This window comes from Spongiimicrobium salis (assembly GCF_043678055.1).
GTDB lineage: Bacteria > Bacteroidota > Bacteroidia > Flavobacteriales > Flavobacteriaceae > Spongiimicrobium > Spongiimicrobium salis.
The window spans coordinates 919,503-934,785 of record NZ_JBHEQA010000001.1 but is presented as its reverse complement, the minus strand read 5'-3'; the positions used below and the strand labels follow the sequence as shown (position 1 = coordinate 934,785).

Sequence of the window (15,283 nt, the reverse complement as noted above, 5' to 3'; positions counted from 1 at the left end):
ATAAATAATAACTATGAGTTATCAACTAGAATTACGACATTTTAAGTATTTCTTGGCGGTTGCGGAGGAACTCCACTATAGGAAGGCTGCAGAAAAATTATTTATTTCTCAACCTGGCCTAAGTAGGCAAATTAAGCAAATGGAGGAAATTCTTGAGACTCCCTTGTTCGTGCGCTCCAAGAAAAAAGTGCGTTTAACGCAAGCTGGTGTATATCTTAAAGGGGAGGTTGAATTTATTTTGAATCATCTTGAAGTAACCAAAAAACAGCTCCGTCTCATTGGCGAGGGTAACTTTGGGGAAGTGCGTATTGGTTTTCTGGGTTCGGCCATGCAAAATGTGATTCCCAAACTTCTATTGGCATTGAAGGAACAATTCCCAAAAATCAAAACAAGTTTGGAAGAACTCTCCAATAGGGCTCAGTTGAATGCCATTTTAAAGGATCAATTGGATATTGGCTTTGTGCGCTTGGCGCGTGCGCCCAAAGGCATCATCATACAAACGGTTTTTGAAGACACCTTCTCTATAGTACTGCCGAAAGATCATCCCATTGATGCCAGAAATTATAGGGAAATGCAACAATTTAGTGAAGAAGATTTTATCCTGTTCTCGCAAGATTACAGCCCTTTGTACTATGATACGGTGATGAGTATCTGTGAAAATGCCGGCTTTACCCCCAAAGTTTCCCATAAGTCGGTTCATGCCCAGACCATTTTTAAATTGGTAGGAAATCATTTGGGGATTGCCATTATTCCAACCTCCCTGCAATACGGTTTTCAAATGGATGTGAAGTTTATAGAATTAAAAAAATTGCCCCAACGTGCTGTTCTCTCGGTCATTTGGAAAGAAGATAATAGAAATCCGGCCATGGCGCATTGTATTGGGATGCTCCTAGGGGATAAGACCTAAAAGTTGAAAAGGTGTAGCTCTTTCAATACTTTTTAAACCAGTCAAAATGGGCATCCATAATGGTAGATTTATTGTTGTTGAGATGTTCAATAAATGTTTTGGCAATACTGGAAAGGTTTTTGGAACTCAACCAAATGAGATTCCAATCGGTCACCATGGGGAGGTTTTTTACCGGGATTACTTGAAGATCTCCATTGTTCAATTCATTTTTTATCCCAATCAGGGGCATTATGGAATATCCCAAACCAGCTATTACCGCCTGCTTTAGCGCTTCATTGGAGGTAAGCTCCATTTTTTTATAGGTAGAAACTTTATGGGAGGCCATAAAACGCTCCATGGCGTTGCGCGTGGCAGAACCTTGTTCTCTATAGATTAGAGGGAGCTGTTCCAGGGTTTTTGGGGTCAGTGCATTTTTCCCTGCTTTGTATTGTTTGCCCCCTACCAAATAGAGCTTGTTTTTCATGAGGGCGATGCGTTCTATCTTCAAATTTTTGGGTATGGTAGAAACCATGGCAAAATCAACATCGTTATTTTCCAATGATCTCACTACTTCAGCCTTATTGGTCACATCCATGACCAAATCAACACCTTGATGTTTTTTGATAAAATCGGTCAAGAAATAGGGCATGGCATATTTGGCCGTAGAGACAATGGCGATTTTTAATTTCCCGGCCAATTCCCCTTGAAAAGACAACGCTTTATAATTGATGGCGTTGACTTCATTCAGGATATTTTTAGCGGCTTCGGCAATTTCTTCACCAAATTCGGTGATGTATAATTTTCTTCCAACAATTTCAAAGAGCGGAATCTGAAATTGATCCTGAAACTTTTTTAATTGAATGGATACTGCAGGTTGTGTAAGGAATAATTCTTCTGAAGCTTTAGTTACGCTGCGTAACTGGGAAATTTTATAAAAAATTTCCAACTGATGCAATGTATAATTCATTAATACAATTTATGAATTTCATTGCAAATATATATAAAAATATATGAATAAAAACAAGGAGCTTTGCAAAAACAAAATGAAATGATTGTACAAAAAATGCACCGAACTACAGGGTTTAGAACGAGCGTAATTGTCTTAGAAACCAGGAGGTATCAGCAGGCATGGATTGTTCCAAATGGGAATATTTTCATGCTCATTGCTTTTAGAATTGACTTCTTATTGACGTCTGTTTGGCGAGGCGGTCTTTTTCTTTTTGAGAAGCTTTTGGGAGAACGTATTATTCTGCTTGCCCTAGACGCTACATCACTGGAAAGGGCAAGTAAAAAAATAGCTCCTAATCGTTAGGGTATATCCTTCATTTAAAAGCTTGAATTTTATGGATTTACATTTGTTGATCGACAATCTTTCCAATCCCGCCCTACTTTTCTTTTTTCTGGGTATTATTGCCGTACAAGTAAAAAGTGATCTTAGCATCCCAGAGAACTCCTCCAAGTTCATTTCTCTTTATTTGCTACTATCTATTGGCTTTAAGGGCGGGCAAGAACTTTCCCATAGTCCATTTAGTATGGAAATCCTATGGTCTTTGCTCTTTGGGGTGCTTTTGGCCTTGCTGGTTCCTGTATATTCGTATTTCATCTTGCGCCGAAAATTCAGTACAGAAAATGCCGGGGCCATTGCAGCTTCCTATGGCTCGGTAAGTGCGGTTACCTTTGTTACTGCGATCGCCTTTTTGGAGATGGAACAAATTGCCTTTAGCGGACATATGGTAGCGGTAATGGCACTAATGGAAGCACCTTCTATTATGGTGGGACTCTTGATGATATCGATTTTCAAGAAGAATAAGGATAAAGCAGAAGTGTCTATGAAGAAGGTCATATTGCATTCGTTCACCAATGGTAGTGTATTGCTTATCATTGGGAGTCTTATTATTGGCTTTTTGGCCAGTGAAGCGCAGGCCGAAGGGATAAAACCCTTTACTACAGACATTTTTAAAGGCTTTCTTGCCGTCTTTCTTTTGGATATGGGGATTACCAGTGGAAAAAAGCTACATGATTTTATGAAGAAAGGGTGGTTTGCAAGTTTGTTTGCCATTCTTGTCCCTATTTTCAATGGAAGTGTAGTAGCGTTGCTGAGTGGATTAACCGATATTAGTATGGGGAATCGACTCCTTTTTGCCATATTGGCCGCTAGTGCATCTTATATTGCTGTTCCTGCCGCTATGAAATTGGCCGCTCCAAAAGCCAGCCCTAGTCTATACATTCCCATGGCTTTGGCGGTAACCTTCCCCTTTAATATTACCTTGGGAATGCCCTTATATTTAGGCCTTATCAATATGTCATAATGATTGTTAATGACTCATATTAATTATATAAATAAAAATATATAAATATTATGTTCGACCTTTGGGGCCAACAAAAAGTGTTAATACGTAGAAATATAAACTATGAAAGTTTTAGAAACAATGCCTCAAACAGCGATTAAAGAACAATCGATCAGACTTATCGATGGTAGTTTTACAGCTTCACAGGCTGCTGATATTATCAATGATGTTTTGGAAGTGAAAATCAACTTTCACAAATTGCAACGTTTGGCTAGAACAGAAGGAAATATTTTGGACCATTGTGAATTTGATAATGGGCGAATCGAAGAATTGATTGCTGAACAAATTATGGCAAAAGAATTTTTGACTCAGGCAAGACTGCAGGGAAAAAAATTGAAAATGAAAAGTACCATACATTTTTCTGTTGAACAGGAATAGTAGAAAAAAGTGTTTTTTGGATATACACTACTTCAGTTATAAGTGTTAGTTTAGTATTGATTGGAAGCGACCCCGTCTCAGGTCGCTTTCTTCATTTTATAGTCATATGAATTTAAAGTGTCATTGTCAAAAACAGAACAATATAAGGCCAAGACGTGCAGATACAAACGCCTTTTTTCATTGAGGAGATGCGCTATAGGGTATGCCTGCCTTGGTCAATAGCTTTAAAAAAGAATCTTTATTGTCTAGATGAAACAACAAAACATCACATTCATCTGTAAAACCATACATTTTTTCTATGGTCTGCGGATATTTAAAGTATAGGGCAAGAGAATGATGGGTGCTTTTTTTGGACAAACCTAAATTCCCAATACGGCTATCTGAAGATGAGATTTCCGCAGAACAGCGCGTTACCGTAGCAATACTGTCCAATGGGATGCGAATATTGGCAAGAAGCCCATTTTTAAGTACAAGTTCTTTTGGAGTCAATAATGAAGGTCGTAGCAGCAGTGCTTTAATATGGGCAATGATCAATACCGCTGTGTACAGGCTACTGCCGGTGAAAATCCAAGCGGCAACCACACTCCACTTCATCAGTAGTATATGAAAGGTAAACGTTTCTATACCTACAACGAGCAATAGCGCCACGGCCATAGCAATACTGGCATTGTCCTTATAATTTGAAAATTCCTGTTTTTGTAATTTTTTAAATCGCCAAGCAAAGCCAGCATAATAGAACATGCTAATTTCAGAGGCAAAGAAAGCGGCAAAAGGTGTTTTGCCGAAAAGCGTTTTTGCACTGGATTTACTAATTTCATAGAAATCGGACCGAGTTTTTGACGCTAAACGAAATGTGCGTATCCCTTTAGAGATTTTAAATACGAGTACACTAAGAACTAAGAGTTCTGTTAAGGGTAAAACGTAAGCTTTTATAGCGTTTAAATGACTTTGCTGTTGTTCAGGCAATATATAAGAGGCTATAATAATTCCAATAACAATGAGGGGGATAAGGGTAATTTTTGGAATATTTCGTTTGCGAATGACAAGAAAATAAGCCAGTGGAGCGGTCAATACCAGGTCATAGGTAATTCCTATAGCAATTTGAGGGTACTGTTGCAGAAGGGGACTTAAACCTATGGCTATAGTGGTCAGTATAATTAGAAGGGGAATCCCATAAGCCAAATTTGAATGCAGAGCCATTTTAGGTAATTTCATCTCATGTCATTTTTTAGAAATAATAATGCACAATCTTACTAAAGTAATACAGCACAAATGCATATAAAAAGAAGCATTCCAGGTTGGGTCAGATAATCCCAAATACTTTTTTTATTTTTTTTCTCCATTTTTATTCTTTGGTAAATGTAAAAGTACCTCCTCCTTGTTTTAAGACCATTTCATTTTTTTCGGGCATGAATTCCATAACCACTCCGGCTGCTTTAAATTCAAAAACAGTTTTACTCTGAGCTTCCAAAGGAAACGCTCCTTGCCCAGTTGCCTGCGCCATCAGGGAGTTATCTTTCTCTGTAATCGTAATTTTTAAGGGGATGTCCGGACTAGCATATATACCCAGATACGGATTTAACTCGTCAGAGGTAAAAACAATATTGGCAAAAACGGGTAAGGTATAAGGGGTGTTGTAAAACGCGCTTAAGGCACCAATGACAATATCGTTATTATTGTAGTTGGTGGCATTGGAGGTAAGGGCAATGCCAAGTTGATCTTCTTTAAAGTAGCCCAACATAGAACCAAAACTATCGATTCCTCCAGTATGCCCTAAAGCCCTCTTCTCGTTAAAAGGAAATTGAAAGATGCCCATACCAAAATTATCGCGTAGCGTGGTCATTTTTGTTAAACTTTCTTTAGTAATGATCTTTTCCGCAAATAAAGCCTCAATGAACTTTAAAAGGTCGGAAGGTGTAGATACCATAGCCCCGGCGCCTAAAGGAAGAGACATGTCTGTTTCGCTTTGTTTGGTCCATTTTCCATCAAATCGGTATGAATAGGCTTCATTGTTATCCGGATCTATTTTGCTGCCTACATAAGTGTTCTGGAGTCCTAAAGGTCCGGTAATGCCTTCTTTAACAATAGTTTTGAAAGACTTTTGGTGTAGATCTTCCAAAATAAAGGTAAGTAAGATATAATTGGAATTACTGTAATCTGCCTTACTATCGGGTTCAAAAATACTGCCCCCTTTGACAATCCTTGCCAAGAGTTCTTTTCTGCTTTGCGGCTTGGTATTCCAACTACCATAGCTGGGGTCATTGGTGATATTAAAGATCCCACTTCGGTGGTTCAATAGATTTCCGACTGTTATTTTTTTGGCGTTTTGGATACTTGGAAAATAGGTAGCTAAAGGGGCATCAAGATCTAGCAGTTTATCCTCTACAGCTTTAAAGATAAGGGCAGAGGTAAACATTTTGGAAATGGATCCTACACGGTAGCGGGAATCAGTGCTCGATTTTTTTTGATGCTCCAAATCGTCATACCCAATGGCACGTTGGTAAATAATGTTGCCTTCATGCGTTAGGGCAATGCTTCCCATGAATCGGTCATTTTTGGCTAAAAGATCAAAAAGACTATCCAGTTTTTGGATATTCATTTTTTGTGCTACTGCTGGGATCGACAATAATAGCAACAGACAAAGGATAACGGTTTTTCTAAACATAGTTTTTGATTTCATGGTGCTGTTCGTATTTCATATATGGTTATAACATCTAGGCATCAAAGAAAGGAAATAGTGCTCCAAAGTGCTCCCAGGAAGTGGAAATGAACAATCCTAAGTATACTATCGTGACCACAAATTTTAAAAAAGTTCCCGTTAAGAAGCCTACAAGAGAGCCAAATGCCGCCTTTAAAGCAGTCTTTTGATCGGCTTTATTGATCAATTCTCCGATCAAGGCGCCTACGAATGGCCAAACGACAATGCCAAAAATGCCGAGAACGGGAAAAACAAGTGCAATGATGAGGCCAATAGTAGTGCCGATCATTCCGGCTTTGGTGCCTCCAAATTTTTTAGTGCCAATGGCAGGAATAATATAGTCTAGGGCAAAAACGATCAGGGCAATACCTAAGGTAATCCCTAGAAATACCCAATCTGTAGGGACAGCTGTGGTAAGATAAAGGAGTAGAAGGCCGATCCAACTAATAGGAGGGCCGGGCAATACGGGTAAAAAACTACCCAATACGCCAATAAACATACAGATAAGTCCGAAGAAAAACAGTACGATGTCCATAGTTTGGTTTTCTATTGGACTAGCTTTTGGGATTTTTGTTACATAAAAAAGGAAGGGAAATGCGTGTTTAGGTCTTCTTTTTTTAAATTATTCAACTAAAAAATTAGTTTAAACTAATTTTTTAGTTATATTAGCCCTGAGAATTAAGGCTCACTTTAGATATAGAGCAGTAAATTAAAATCAAAAAACGAATGAAAATGAAGCAGTTGACCAAAGCAGAAGAGGAAGTAATGCAGTTGTTATGGGACCTGAAAAAATGTAATGTAGCTGCTATTATTGCTGCTTTACCGGAACCCAAGCCTGCTTACAATACCGTATCCACCATTGTACGGATTTTAGAAAGCAAGGGGTTTGTGGATCACGAGCAAGAAGGGAAAGGATACCTTTATTTTCCTATTGTGAAAAAGTCAGATTATAGTCACCAATCCATTAATAAGTTGGTGGACGGATATTTTCAAGGCTCTTTTAAGAGTATGGTGTCTTTTTTTATGAAAAAGAACGATATGAGTCTTACCGAATTGGAATCCATTTTAAAAGAAATTAAAAAAGACGAGAAATGATACAATATATCCTAGAATGTATAGCTTTTCAACTCCTATTTCTTGTGATTTATGAGTTGTTCTTAAAACGAGAAACTTTTTTTCAATGGAACCGGGCCTATTTAATAGGGACCTATGCCCTTTCCTTGATCCTGCCATGGGTAAAGATAGAAGCTTTGGGGCTCAGTGTTCCCGAAAATTATGATATCATTGGTAGGGGTGTGGTGCAATTGGATGCCTTGATTCTTACCCCAGGAACCCTTGTGGAAGAAGCGCCAAAAATAAGCATGGCCATGGGCATGTTTTATATGGGAATGCTGGTAGCAACTCTTGTCTTTGGATACAAGCTCTATACCTTGTATCGTCTGAAACAAAAAGGAGAGCTACGCTATTTTTCGGACTTTACCAGGGTCATTGTTTCACAAAGTAATCTGGCTTTTTCTTTTTTCAAGACCATCTTCTTGGGAGATAAGGTCAGAAAGGAAGATTACGACCATATTGTGGCCCATGAGCTGGTGCATATTCAACAACGCCATTCTTTGGACTTATTATTTTTTGAAGTCATGCGAATCGTATGCTGGTTCAATCCTCTGGTATATATCTATCAAAACCGTATTTCCGAATTGCACGAATTCATTGCCGATGCCCAAGTACCGGAAGAAGATAAAACAGCGCAATATGAATTGTTGTTGTCTCGGGTATTCCAGACACAGCATATTTCCTTTATAAATCCATTTTTTAAATCATCATTAATCAAAAAACGAATAGTTATGTTACAAAAAAAAGAATCGAAGCGTATTGTACAATTAAAATATGTACTGTTATTGCCCCTAGTTTTTGGCATGTTGTGTTATACTTCCTGTGAATTGGACAATGAGCTTACGGAGACCGAAAATGCCAGTGAAATTCCTTTGGAGGAAACCGTTGTTGTTGGTTATTCCTATTCAGGAAATGATATTTCAGGGCAAATAGAGGACGTTCCTTTTGCCGTAATTGAGGAGGTGCCCATTTTCCCAGGTTGTGAAGATGCTACGGATAAGCGCGCCTGTTTCACTGAAAAAATGCAATTGCATATCCGTAAGAACTTCAATTACCCTGCAAGTGCCCAGGCAGAAGGGATACAAGGAAGGGTAAGTGCCCTTTTTACGGTAAATAAAGACGGAGATGTCGTTAACATTAGAAAAAGAGGACCTGCCAAAATACTGGAAGAAGAAGTGGATCGTATCTTAAAAAAGCTTCCGCAAATGACTCCTGGAAAGCAAAAAGGTAGATCGGTCAATGTGCCTTATTCCATTCCAATTACATTTAGGCTGCATGGAACCCCACCGCCGCCGCCAATTTCTGCTCAATCCGTAGCCAAAGGAAATTTGATAAAGTTGTATACGGAACTATATACGGAAAGAGAGCGTCTTTTAAAGAGTGCCGATGAATCTAGTCCAGCCGTTAAAAAACTAGATCAAGAAATGGAAATTTTAGAAAAAAAGCTTAAAGTAGAAATAAAACAGGTCAATATTAATTAGGGATAATGCTCTAGTAAAGTAGTTCCTTTTCAACAATTTTTCGAATCACTAAGCCTTAAAATGAATAGATATGATACAGAAAACCAAGTCAAAAACAATAATGATGGCATTGAAGTATGCCTTGGTACTACCTCTAATTTTTGGGATGTTATGGTCTACTTCCGTAGAAGCTCAATCTCAAGGAACAGATACTAAGGTCGTGATGGGATACCCTACCGATGAAGCTAGGCAAGAACATGATATGATTCCTTTTGTGGTAGTCGAAGAAGTGCCTATTTTTCCAGGTTGCGAGAAGGCTACGAACAAGGGAACTTGTTTTAACAGTAAACTTAAGGCCCACATTAAGGAACATTTCAAATACCCCAAAAAAGCAAAAAATAGAGGTATTGAAGGAAAAGTGAGCTCCATTTTTACCATCAATAAAAAGGGGAATATTGTGGGCGTACGTCAACGGGCTTCTTCCCCAATATTAGAGGAAGAAGTATTGCGCATACTAAAAAAGTTGCCGCAAATGGAGCCAGGTAGGCATAAAGGGAAGGTAGTCAATGTAGCTTTTTCCGTCCCCGTAACGTTTAATTTGCATGGAAAACCGTCGTCCTTCAATATTCCGGAACCTGCGACGCGTACAAAGAAAAAAGAGTAGTACCTTAATATTCATTAGGCCTGTGAAAAAAAATATTGTAATAGTTTTTGTGATAGTCTTGTCTAAAGCCGGAGCTCAGTCTTCGGCTTCGGCTATTGCAGATAGTTTGTATGCCCTTGGAAATTATACGGCTTCCATCAATGCCTATGCCAAGATAAATTCTCCCAAAGCCAAGCAGCAAATTGCCAGGGCTTATAATGCCATAGGGAATTATGACAAAGCCATAGCGGAATACGAAAACTTACTTCAAAAAGAAACTGCCTTGTACCGTGCCGCTTTTGAATTGGGAAAACTGTATTTAAAAACAAAAAAAACAGACCAAGCCTTGACCGTTTTTCAAGAGCTTACGGTGAAGGATGATACAAATCCGGAATATTACTACTATTTGGGGCAAACCCTTCAGAAAGCCGAAAAAGCGAAGGAGGCCAGCACAGCCCATAAGGAGGCCGTAAAAAGGGATAGCACACATCTTAGGAGTCTGTTCCAATTGGGACGGTATTACCTGACCCAACGCGAAAATGATTCCACTTTGAAATACGTTGATCAAGGCCTCCGGTTCTATGAAAACGATGTAGCCTTGATCAATTTAAAAGCCTTGACATTGTATAACAATGATCAAGATGAGGAGGCCATTCCCCTCTTTGAGCGATTGATCGAACTTAAAGAAGAAAAAAAGTACATCTATGAAAAATTGGCGAATGCATATTACAATGTTGGTGACCTGGAGAAGGCAAAAGCGGCATTTAAGCGGATTTTGGTTTTCGATGACGGAGATGCAGAAGCCTATTTTGGTTTAGGAGATGTTTTTTGGGCGCAGAAACAGTTAGACAGTGCAGAAATTTATATCAAGACCTCCATTGAAGTTCAAGAAGTGCTCTTTGTGGAAGAGTACAAAGCTTTGGGAAAATTGGCTAAGGAGCAGGGGGATTTGAAAAAATCCTTAGCCTACTATCAGAAGGCATCGGATGAAAACCCCGAAAACCCGATCAACTATTATCAGGTTTGCATAACGGCAGATCAATATTATAAAGATCCTAAAATTAAGCTTCGATATTATGAGCGCTTTAAAGAGCGCTTTGGAAAGAAAAAGAATTTTTTTCTGCAATTTGCCAATAAGCGTATTGCGGAATTAAAGGAAGAAATATTCTATGCAAAAGAAGAGTAATAGAGAATCCCAGAAGCCTTAAAATACAAGCTGCATAAAGTTGAGGTAGCCTTTACGTCCCCAAAAAATCGTATTTTGCCCAAAAGTAATTTAGGCATGCAAAAGCTTTGGGTAATTTCTTTTCTGATCGTGCTGGGATCCTGTAATTTATTTACTACCAAAGAGGAAAAAATACAGGAATTGGTCGATGTGAAAATGGAGGAGATCAACTGGAATGATGTTGATGTCTATCCGATGTTTGCCAATTGTGATGAAGCTTCAGAAAAGGCAATACAAAAAGCTTGTTTTGAAAGTACTTTTTTAACCCATTTTTCAAAACATCTGACTGCAGAAAACTTTGGGGATGAGATTACCCAAGGCGGAATCATGGCGGTGCATTTTAGCATTGATAATACGGGAATGATTAGCGTATTATCCGTAGAAAAAGATAGTGCCATTGGGACACAGTTTCCGGAATTGAACGATCGAATTGCAAAAATCCTGACCAAAATGCCCAAGATAGCACCTGCGTTGAAGCAGGGCATACCGGTACGGGCAAAGTTTAAATTACCTATTGTGCTCAATACATTGTAAACAAAACTGACTTGGCAAACGAAAAAATTATATTAGGGATAGACCCGGGAACTACTATTATGGGGTTCGGCTTGATTAAAGTGGTGGATAGAAAAATGCACTTTCTTCAAATGAACGAGTTATTGCTTCAAAAGTATAAAGATCCTTATGTGAAGTTAAAACTCATTTTTGAACGTACGATTTCCTTGATCGATACCTATCATCCCGATGAAATAGCCATAGAAGCTCCTTTTTTTGGAAAAAACGTGCAATCCATGTTAAAATTGGGAAGGGCACAGGGCGTGGCTATGGCGGCTGGCTTATCGCGGCAAATTCCAATAACCGAATACTTGCCTAAAAAGATTAAAATGGCCATTACAGGAAATGGGAATGCCAGTAAAGAACAAGTAGCGCGGATGCTCCAAAGTGTTTTAGGGCTTACCTCATTACCCAAGAATTTAGATAGTACAGATGGTCTGGCCGCTGCTGTATGTCACTTTTACAATGAAGGGCGTATTGAAGTGGGGAAAAGCTATAGTGGGTGGGATGCCTTTGTGAAACAAAATGCGAAACGTGTAAAAAAATAAGGATTCCTGCATCAATGATGTAAGGGTCATGATCCATTGAAATGAGCGGTATCTATATTCATATCCCATTCTGTAAACAAGCCTGCCATTATTGCGATTTTCACTTTTCCACGCTCATGCACAAGCAAGAGGAAATGATAACCGCACTATGTTCCGAATTGCGATTGCGCAAAGATGAATTCAAAGGAGAGCCTATTCAAACGCTGTATTTTGGAGGAGGAACCCCTTCTGTTCTAACATCCGAACAGTTAATGCGCCTTATTGAAACAGTTCGCGAGAATTATAAATTGATCGAGGACCCCGAGATTACCCTAGAAGCCAATCCGGATGATTTGTCCACTGAAAAAATTGAAGCGCTGGCACGTTCCCCAATAAATAGATTGAGTATTGGGATACAGTCTTTCTTTGAGGAAGATCTTCGGTTAATGAATCGGGCACATTCTGCCGAGGAGGCCATAAACTGTTTAATAACGGCCTCGCAATACTTTGATAATATTTCCATAGATCTTATCTATGGAATGCCGTATATGAGCGAAGCGCGATGGCAAGAGAATTTGGAAAAGGCCCTATCCTTTAAAGTTCCCCATATTTCCAGTTATGCCTTGACAGTAGAGCCCAAAACAGCATTGGAAAAATTTATTGCTGTCGGGAAGCTGCCACCCTTAGACGACGGCATGGCAGCAAAACATTACCAACAGCTTCTACGTACATTGGAAGTACATGATTATATCCCCTACGAATTTTCAAACTTTGGAAAATCAGGTTTTTTTTCCAAAAACAATACGGCCTATTGGTTAGGGAAAAAATATATTGGTATTGGGCCATCGGCACATTCCTTTGATGGAAAACAACGGGGGTGGAATGTACGCAATAACCATGCCTACATAAAGGCAATTGGAGAGAAGAAACTTCCTATGGAAATGGAGTTATTGTCAGAGCAGGATCAATACAATGAATACATTATGACGGGTCTGCGAACGATTTGGGGGGTTTCCTTGGAAAAAGTAAGATTGGATTATGGGGAGGATTATTATACCTACCTCCTGAAAAGCTCAGAAAAACATGTACAAGAAGGCCTACTTGCATTAGAGAAGGGAACATTGGTAGTGACCACAAAAGGAAAATTTTTAACCGATGGGATTGCCAGTGATTTGTTTATGCTTAATTTAGAATCATGTTGACGACCATTAAACACAATACCAAAAACTATACGATCAACCTTGCAAATCCTTTGGACATCTCCATTCCCATTCGGGGCAATGCCAATAATGTTAATGCTTGGTATATTGATCATCCAAAAATCACTGCCCATCGCGAGGGCGATTTTATTGGAAAAGTAGCCGAAGGCGGAACCACTAATTTCAACAATATCTGGTTTAACCCCCATGCCCACGGAACCCATACCGAATGTTTGGGACATATCACCAGGGAATATTACAATGTAAACGATTGCTTTGACAAATTTTTCTTTTTTGCAGAAGTAGTTACCATTGCTCCCGAAAAGTATCAGGATGATTTCGTGATTTCTAAAAAACAATTACAATATGCTTTGGGGAATAAAAAGCGAGAAGCTGTAATTATACGGACCCTGCCCAATCTCGATGATAAAAAATCCAAGCAATATTCCCATACCAACCCTCCTTATTTATTGGAAGAGGCTGCGCAATTTCTGGTAAATAAAGGTGTACAACATCTTTTAGTGGATTTACCCTCAGTAGACAAAGAGAAAGATGGAGGCGCTCTCTTGGTGCATAGGGCATTTTGGGGTATGGACGATCGGTTACGAAAAAATGCGACCATAACGGAATTCGTGTATGTGGCAAATCAGATATCCGATGGAAGTTATTTTTTAAACTTGCAGATGGCGGCTTTTGAGAATGACGCCAGTCCAAGTAGACCTGTATTATACAAAATACAAAAGCCGTGAAGTTAATTTGTAGATCCAAAGGAAAATATAGAGCCCATGAGTGATATTACAGCGATTTTACTAGGAGGTGTACTCGGGGCTATCGGAATGTATTGGCTGTTCAATTTTTTTAGGCAGAAGAAAGAAAAAGAACGTACGGAACAACAGTCGGTAATTCTGTTGGAAAAGATAAAAACCGTCTGCAAGCTTATTTCGGTAGAAGGCGATTTTACAGAAATCTATACCTATGAGAATACTAAAGAACTCTTTTTAAGCCTGTTCAGTAGCAAAAAGAAAGCCTTGATCGTCGTTAAGGCCAAAGCACACATCGGGTATGACCTCAAGAAAGTACAAATAAAGGCACATCCTGAAACGAAAAAAGTGAGTTTAATGCATTTTCCGCAACCGGAGATTCTCAGTGTTGCTCCGGAGCTTCAATTCTACGATATAAAGAATGGACTTTTTAATTCCTTTTCTCCCGATGATCTAACTTCCTTGAATCAGGAGGTAAAATCCTATATCACCGAAAAAATTCCAGAAAGTGGCTTAATGGAAACCGCCCAGAGAGAAGCCCTGGAAACCATATTGATTATGGAGAAGATTGTAGAAACTATAGGGTGGAAATTAGATTATAGTGCTTTGGCACTTTCCTTGGATGGTGTTGGAATTTTAGAACAAAAAACAGACAATTAATTTTTGAATATGAAAAAAATAGTGCTTGTATTTTTCCTTACTGCAATGGCTTTTACGTCTTGCAAAGAAAACAAATCAAAAGATGCTTCCATGAAGCATTTCGATGCAAATTTTGTACACACCGTATTCTTCTGGTTAAAAAACCCGGAAAGCCCTGTGGATAGAGCAAAGTTTGAAGCCTCTCTCAGTCGTTTTTTAGAAAATTCCAAGTATGCCAAAACCAATTTTATAGGGACACCGCCTAGGGCCACCCGGGAAGTGGTAGATGGCTCTTTTACCTATTCGCTGGTAGTTACTTTTGCCTCTGCCGAGGATCAGGATGGCTATCAAAAAGAAGAGGCTCACCTAAAATTTATTGAGGAATGTCAGGACCTGTGGACCAAGGTCATCGTATATGATTCCAATGGAATTGTACCTAACTAGAACTAAACTATGAATATAGAGCTCTTTAGAGAATATTGCATGCGTAAAAAAGGAGTGACCGAGGAGTTTCCTTTTGATGCGGAAACGCTTGTTTTTAAGGTGATGGGGAAGATGTTTGCCTTGGCCCCTTTGGAAAGACAGCCCTCACAAGTGAACCTCAAATGCGATCCGGAAAGGGCAATTGCCTTGAGAGAAGAATACGACGGGCTTATTATTCCGGGTTTCCATATGAGTAAAGTGCATTGGAACACGCTCTTTCTAGAACAATTACCACCAAGTTTGATAGTGGAGTTGGTAGATCATTCCTATGATTTGGTGGTGGCCAAGTTTACGCGCAAATTAAAAGCGGCCTACGATCTGCTCTAAGCCTTGGGAATATAGGTATATTTGTAGTTGCTGTAATGAATTCT

19 protein-coding genes are annotated in these 15,283 nt (G+C 39.1%); 15 read left to right on the top strand and 4 right to left on the bottom strand.

Going from position 1 to position 15,283, the window contains the following annotated elements; translation table 11 throughout:
• Positions 1-13 precede the first annotated feature (13 nt).
• Positions 14-907, top strand: coding sequence for a LysR family transcriptional regulator (locus ACEXOE_RS04255; RefSeq protein ID WP_394747487.1), 894 nt, complete (start codon positions 14-16; stop codon positions 905-907).
• Positions 908-929: 22 nt separating this feature from the next.
• Here the strand turns inward: ACEXOE_RS04255 and ACEXOE_RS04250 are convergent, their stop codons facing one another.
• Positions 930-1,853, bottom strand: a complete 924-nt coding sequence (locus tag ACEXOE_RS04250) for a LysR family transcriptional regulator (RefSeq protein WP_394747486.1) — start codon at positions 1,851-1,853, stop codon at positions 930-932.
• A gap of 81 nt (positions 1,854-1,934) precedes the next feature.
• Between ACEXOE_RS04250 and ACEXOE_RS04245 the strand changes: the two genes are divergently transcribed.
• The 3 genes from ACEXOE_RS04245 (at position 1,935) to ACEXOE_RS04235 (ending at position 3,612) form a co-directional block, all read left to right on the top strand.
• Complete coding sequence (locus tag ACEXOE_RS04245) at positions 1,935-2,198, top strand: hypothetical protein (protein WP_394747485.1); 264 nt, start codon at positions 1,935-1,937, stop codon at positions 2,196-2,198.
• 31 nt (positions 2,199-2,229) lie between these two features.
• Entirely contained in the window at positions 2,230-3,195 is a 966-nt protein-coding gene (locus tag ACEXOE_RS04240) for a sodium-dependent bicarbonate transport family permease (protein WP_394747484.1), read from the top strand.
• 102 nt (positions 3,196-3,297) lie between these two features.
• The gene (locus tag ACEXOE_RS04235) at positions 3,298-3,612 is read left to right on the top strand and encodes a hypothetical protein (RefSeq protein WP_394747483.1); all 315 of its coding nucleotides are present in this window, start codon (positions 3,298-3,300) and stop codon (positions 3,610-3,612) included.
• Positions 3,613-3,789: 177 nt separating this feature from the next.
• Here ACEXOE_RS04235 and ACEXOE_RS04230 read toward each other — a convergent pair whose 3' ends face one another.
• The 3 genes from ACEXOE_RS04230 to ACEXOE_RS04220 form a co-directional block, all read right to left on the bottom strand.
• On the bottom strand, positions 3,790-4,827 hold the full coding sequence (locus tag ACEXOE_RS04230; protein ID WP_394747482.1) for a hypothetical protein: 1,038 nt from the start codon (positions 4,825-4,827) through the stop codon (positions 3,790-3,792).
• A 130-nt stretch (positions 4,828-4,957) separates the two neighbouring features.
• Positions 4,958-6,292, bottom strand: a complete 1,335-nt coding sequence (locus ACEXOE_RS04225; RefSeq protein ID WP_394747481.1) for a serine hydrolase domain-containing protein — start codon at positions 6,290-6,292, stop codon at positions 4,958-4,960.
• 34 nt (positions 6,293-6,326) lie between these two features.
• The gene (locus tag ACEXOE_RS04220; RefSeq protein WP_394747480.1) at positions 6,327-6,845 is read right to left on the bottom strand and encodes a DUF456 domain-containing protein; all 519 of its coding nucleotides are present in this window, start codon (positions 6,843-6,845) and stop codon (positions 6,327-6,329) included.
• A gap of 197 nt (positions 6,846-7,042) precedes the next feature.
• On the opposite strand from ACEXOE_RS04220, the gene ACEXOE_RS04215 reads away from it, so the two are divergent.
• From ACEXOE_RS04215 to ACEXOE_RS04165, 11 genes are all read left to right on the top strand, one after another.
• Entirely contained in the window at positions 7,043-7,405 is a 363-nt protein-coding gene (locus tag ACEXOE_RS04215; protein ID WP_394747479.1) for a BlaI/MecI/CopY family transcriptional regulator, read from the top strand.
• A complete protein-coding gene (locus ACEXOE_RS04210) occupies positions 7,402-8,904 on the top strand; it encodes a TonB family protein (protein ID WP_394747478.1) in 1,503 nt (500 codons plus the stop codon). Before ACEXOE_RS04215 ends, ACEXOE_RS04210 begins: the two co-directional genes overlap by 4 nt.
• Positions 8,905-8,974: 70 nt before the next feature.
• On the top strand, positions 8,975-9,547 hold the full coding sequence (locus ACEXOE_RS04205; RefSeq protein WP_394747477.1) for an energy transducer TonB: 573 nt from the start codon (positions 8,975-8,977) through the stop codon (positions 9,545-9,547).
• A 22-nt stretch (positions 9,548-9,569) separates the two neighbouring features.
• On the top strand, positions 9,570-10,712 hold the full coding sequence (locus ACEXOE_RS04200; protein WP_394747476.1) for a tetratricopeptide repeat protein: 1,143 nt from the start codon (positions 9,570-9,572) through the stop codon (positions 10,710-10,712).
• Between the two features lie 96 nt (positions 10,713-10,808).
• On the top strand, positions 10,809-11,285 hold the full coding sequence (locus ACEXOE_RS04195; protein ID WP_394747475.1) for a hypothetical protein: 477 nt from the start codon (positions 10,809-10,811) through the stop codon (positions 11,283-11,285).
• Between the two features lie 11 nt (positions 11,286-11,296).
• Positions 11,297-11,851, top strand: coding sequence for a crossover junction endodeoxyribonuclease RuvC (gene ruvC, locus ACEXOE_RS04190; RefSeq protein ID WP_394747474.1), 555 nt, complete (start codon positions 11,297-11,299; stop codon positions 11,849-11,851).
• A 41-nt stretch (positions 11,852-11,892) separates the two neighbouring features.
• A complete protein-coding gene (gene hemW, locus ACEXOE_RS04185) occupies positions 11,893-13,032 on the top strand; it encodes a radical SAM family heme chaperone HemW (RefSeq protein ID WP_394747473.1) in 1,140 nt (379 codons plus the stop codon).
• Positions 13,026-13,778, top strand: a complete 753-nt coding sequence (locus tag ACEXOE_RS04180; RefSeq protein WP_394747472.1) for a cyclase family protein — start codon at positions 13,026-13,028, stop codon at positions 13,776-13,778. Before hemW ends, ACEXOE_RS04180 begins: the two co-directional genes overlap by 7 nt.
• Positions 13,779-13,814: 36 nt before the next feature.
• Positions 13,815-14,450 carry a DUF4230 domain-containing protein gene (locus ACEXOE_RS04175; protein ID WP_394747471.1) on the top strand — a complete coding sequence of 212 codons (636 nt, stop codon included), beginning with the start codon at positions 13,815-13,817 and terminating at the stop codon, positions 14,448-14,450.
• Positions 14,451-14,540: 90 nt separating this feature from the next.
• Positions 14,541-14,873 (top strand): Dabb family protein, encoded by a 333-nt coding sequence (locus ACEXOE_RS04170; RefSeq protein WP_394747470.1) that lies wholly within the window; start codon positions 14,541-14,543, stop codon positions 14,871-14,873.
• Between the two features lie 9 nt (positions 14,874-14,882).
• Positions 14,883-15,239, top strand: coding sequence for an MmcQ/YjbR family DNA-binding protein (locus ACEXOE_RS04165; protein WP_394747469.1), 357 nt, complete (start codon positions 14,883-14,885; stop codon positions 15,237-15,239).
• Positions 15,240-15,283: the final 44 nt, after the last annotated feature.

Coding starts and splice junctions, on each gene's coding strand:
- ACEXOE_RS04255 (WP_394747487.1), top strand. CDS start 14: ATGAGTTATCAACTAGAATTACGACATTTTAAGTATTTCTTGGCGGTT.
- ACEXOE_RS04250 (WP_394747486.1), bottom strand. CDS start 1,853: ATGAATTATACATTGCATCAGTTGGAAATTTTTTATAAAATTTCCCAG.
- ACEXOE_RS04245 (WP_394747485.1), top strand. CDS start 1,935: ATGATTGTACAAAAAATGCACCGAACTACAGGGTTTAGAACGAGCGTA.
- ACEXOE_RS04240 (WP_394747484.1), top strand. CDS start 2,230: ATGGATTTACATTTGTTGATCGACAATCTTTCCAATCCCGCCCTACTT.
- ACEXOE_RS04235 (WP_394747483.1), top strand. CDS start 3,298: ATGAAAGTTTTAGAAACAATGCCTCAAACAGCGATTAAAGAACAATCG.
- ACEXOE_RS04230 (WP_394747482.1), bottom strand. CDS start 4,827: ATGAAATTACCTAAAATGGCTCTGCATTCAAATTTGGCTTATGGGATT.
- ACEXOE_RS04225 (WP_394747481.1), bottom strand. CDS start 6,292: ATGAAATCAAAAACTATGTTTAGAAAAACCGTTATCCTTTGTCTGTTG.
- ACEXOE_RS04220 (WP_394747480.1), bottom strand. CDS start 6,845: ATGGACATCGTACTGTTTTTCTTCGGACTTATCTGTATGTTTATTGGC.
- ACEXOE_RS04215 (WP_394747479.1), top strand. CDS start 7,043: ATGAAGCAGTTGACCAAAGCAGAAGAGGAAGTAATGCAGTTGTTATGG.
- ACEXOE_RS04210 (WP_394747478.1), top strand. CDS start 7,402: ATGATACAATATATCCTAGAATGTATAGCTTTTCAACTCCTATTTCTT.
- ACEXOE_RS04205 (WP_394747477.1), top strand. CDS start 8,975: ATGATACAGAAAACCAAGTCAAAAACAATAATGATGGCATTGAAGTAT.
- ACEXOE_RS04195 (WP_394747475.1), top strand. CDS start 10,809: ATGCAAAAGCTTTGGGTAATTTCTTTTCTGATCGTGCTGGGATCCTGT.
- hemW (WP_394747473.1), top strand. CDS start 11,893: ATGAGCGGTATCTATATTCATATCCCATTCTGTAAACAAGCCTGCCAT.
- ACEXOE_RS04180 (WP_394747472.1), top strand. CDS start 13,026: ATGTTGACGACCATTAAACACAATACCAAAAACTATACGATCAACCTT.
- ACEXOE_RS04175 (WP_394747471.1), top strand. CDS start 13,815: ATGAGTGATATTACAGCGATTTTACTAGGAGGTGTACTCGGGGCTATC.
- ACEXOE_RS04170 (WP_394747470.1), top strand. CDS start 14,541: ATGAAGCATTTCGATGCAAATTTTGTACACACCGTATTCTTCTGGTTA.
- ACEXOE_RS04165 (WP_394747469.1), top strand. CDS start 14,883: ATGAATATAGAGCTCTTTAGAGAATATTGCATGCGTAAAAAAGGAGTG.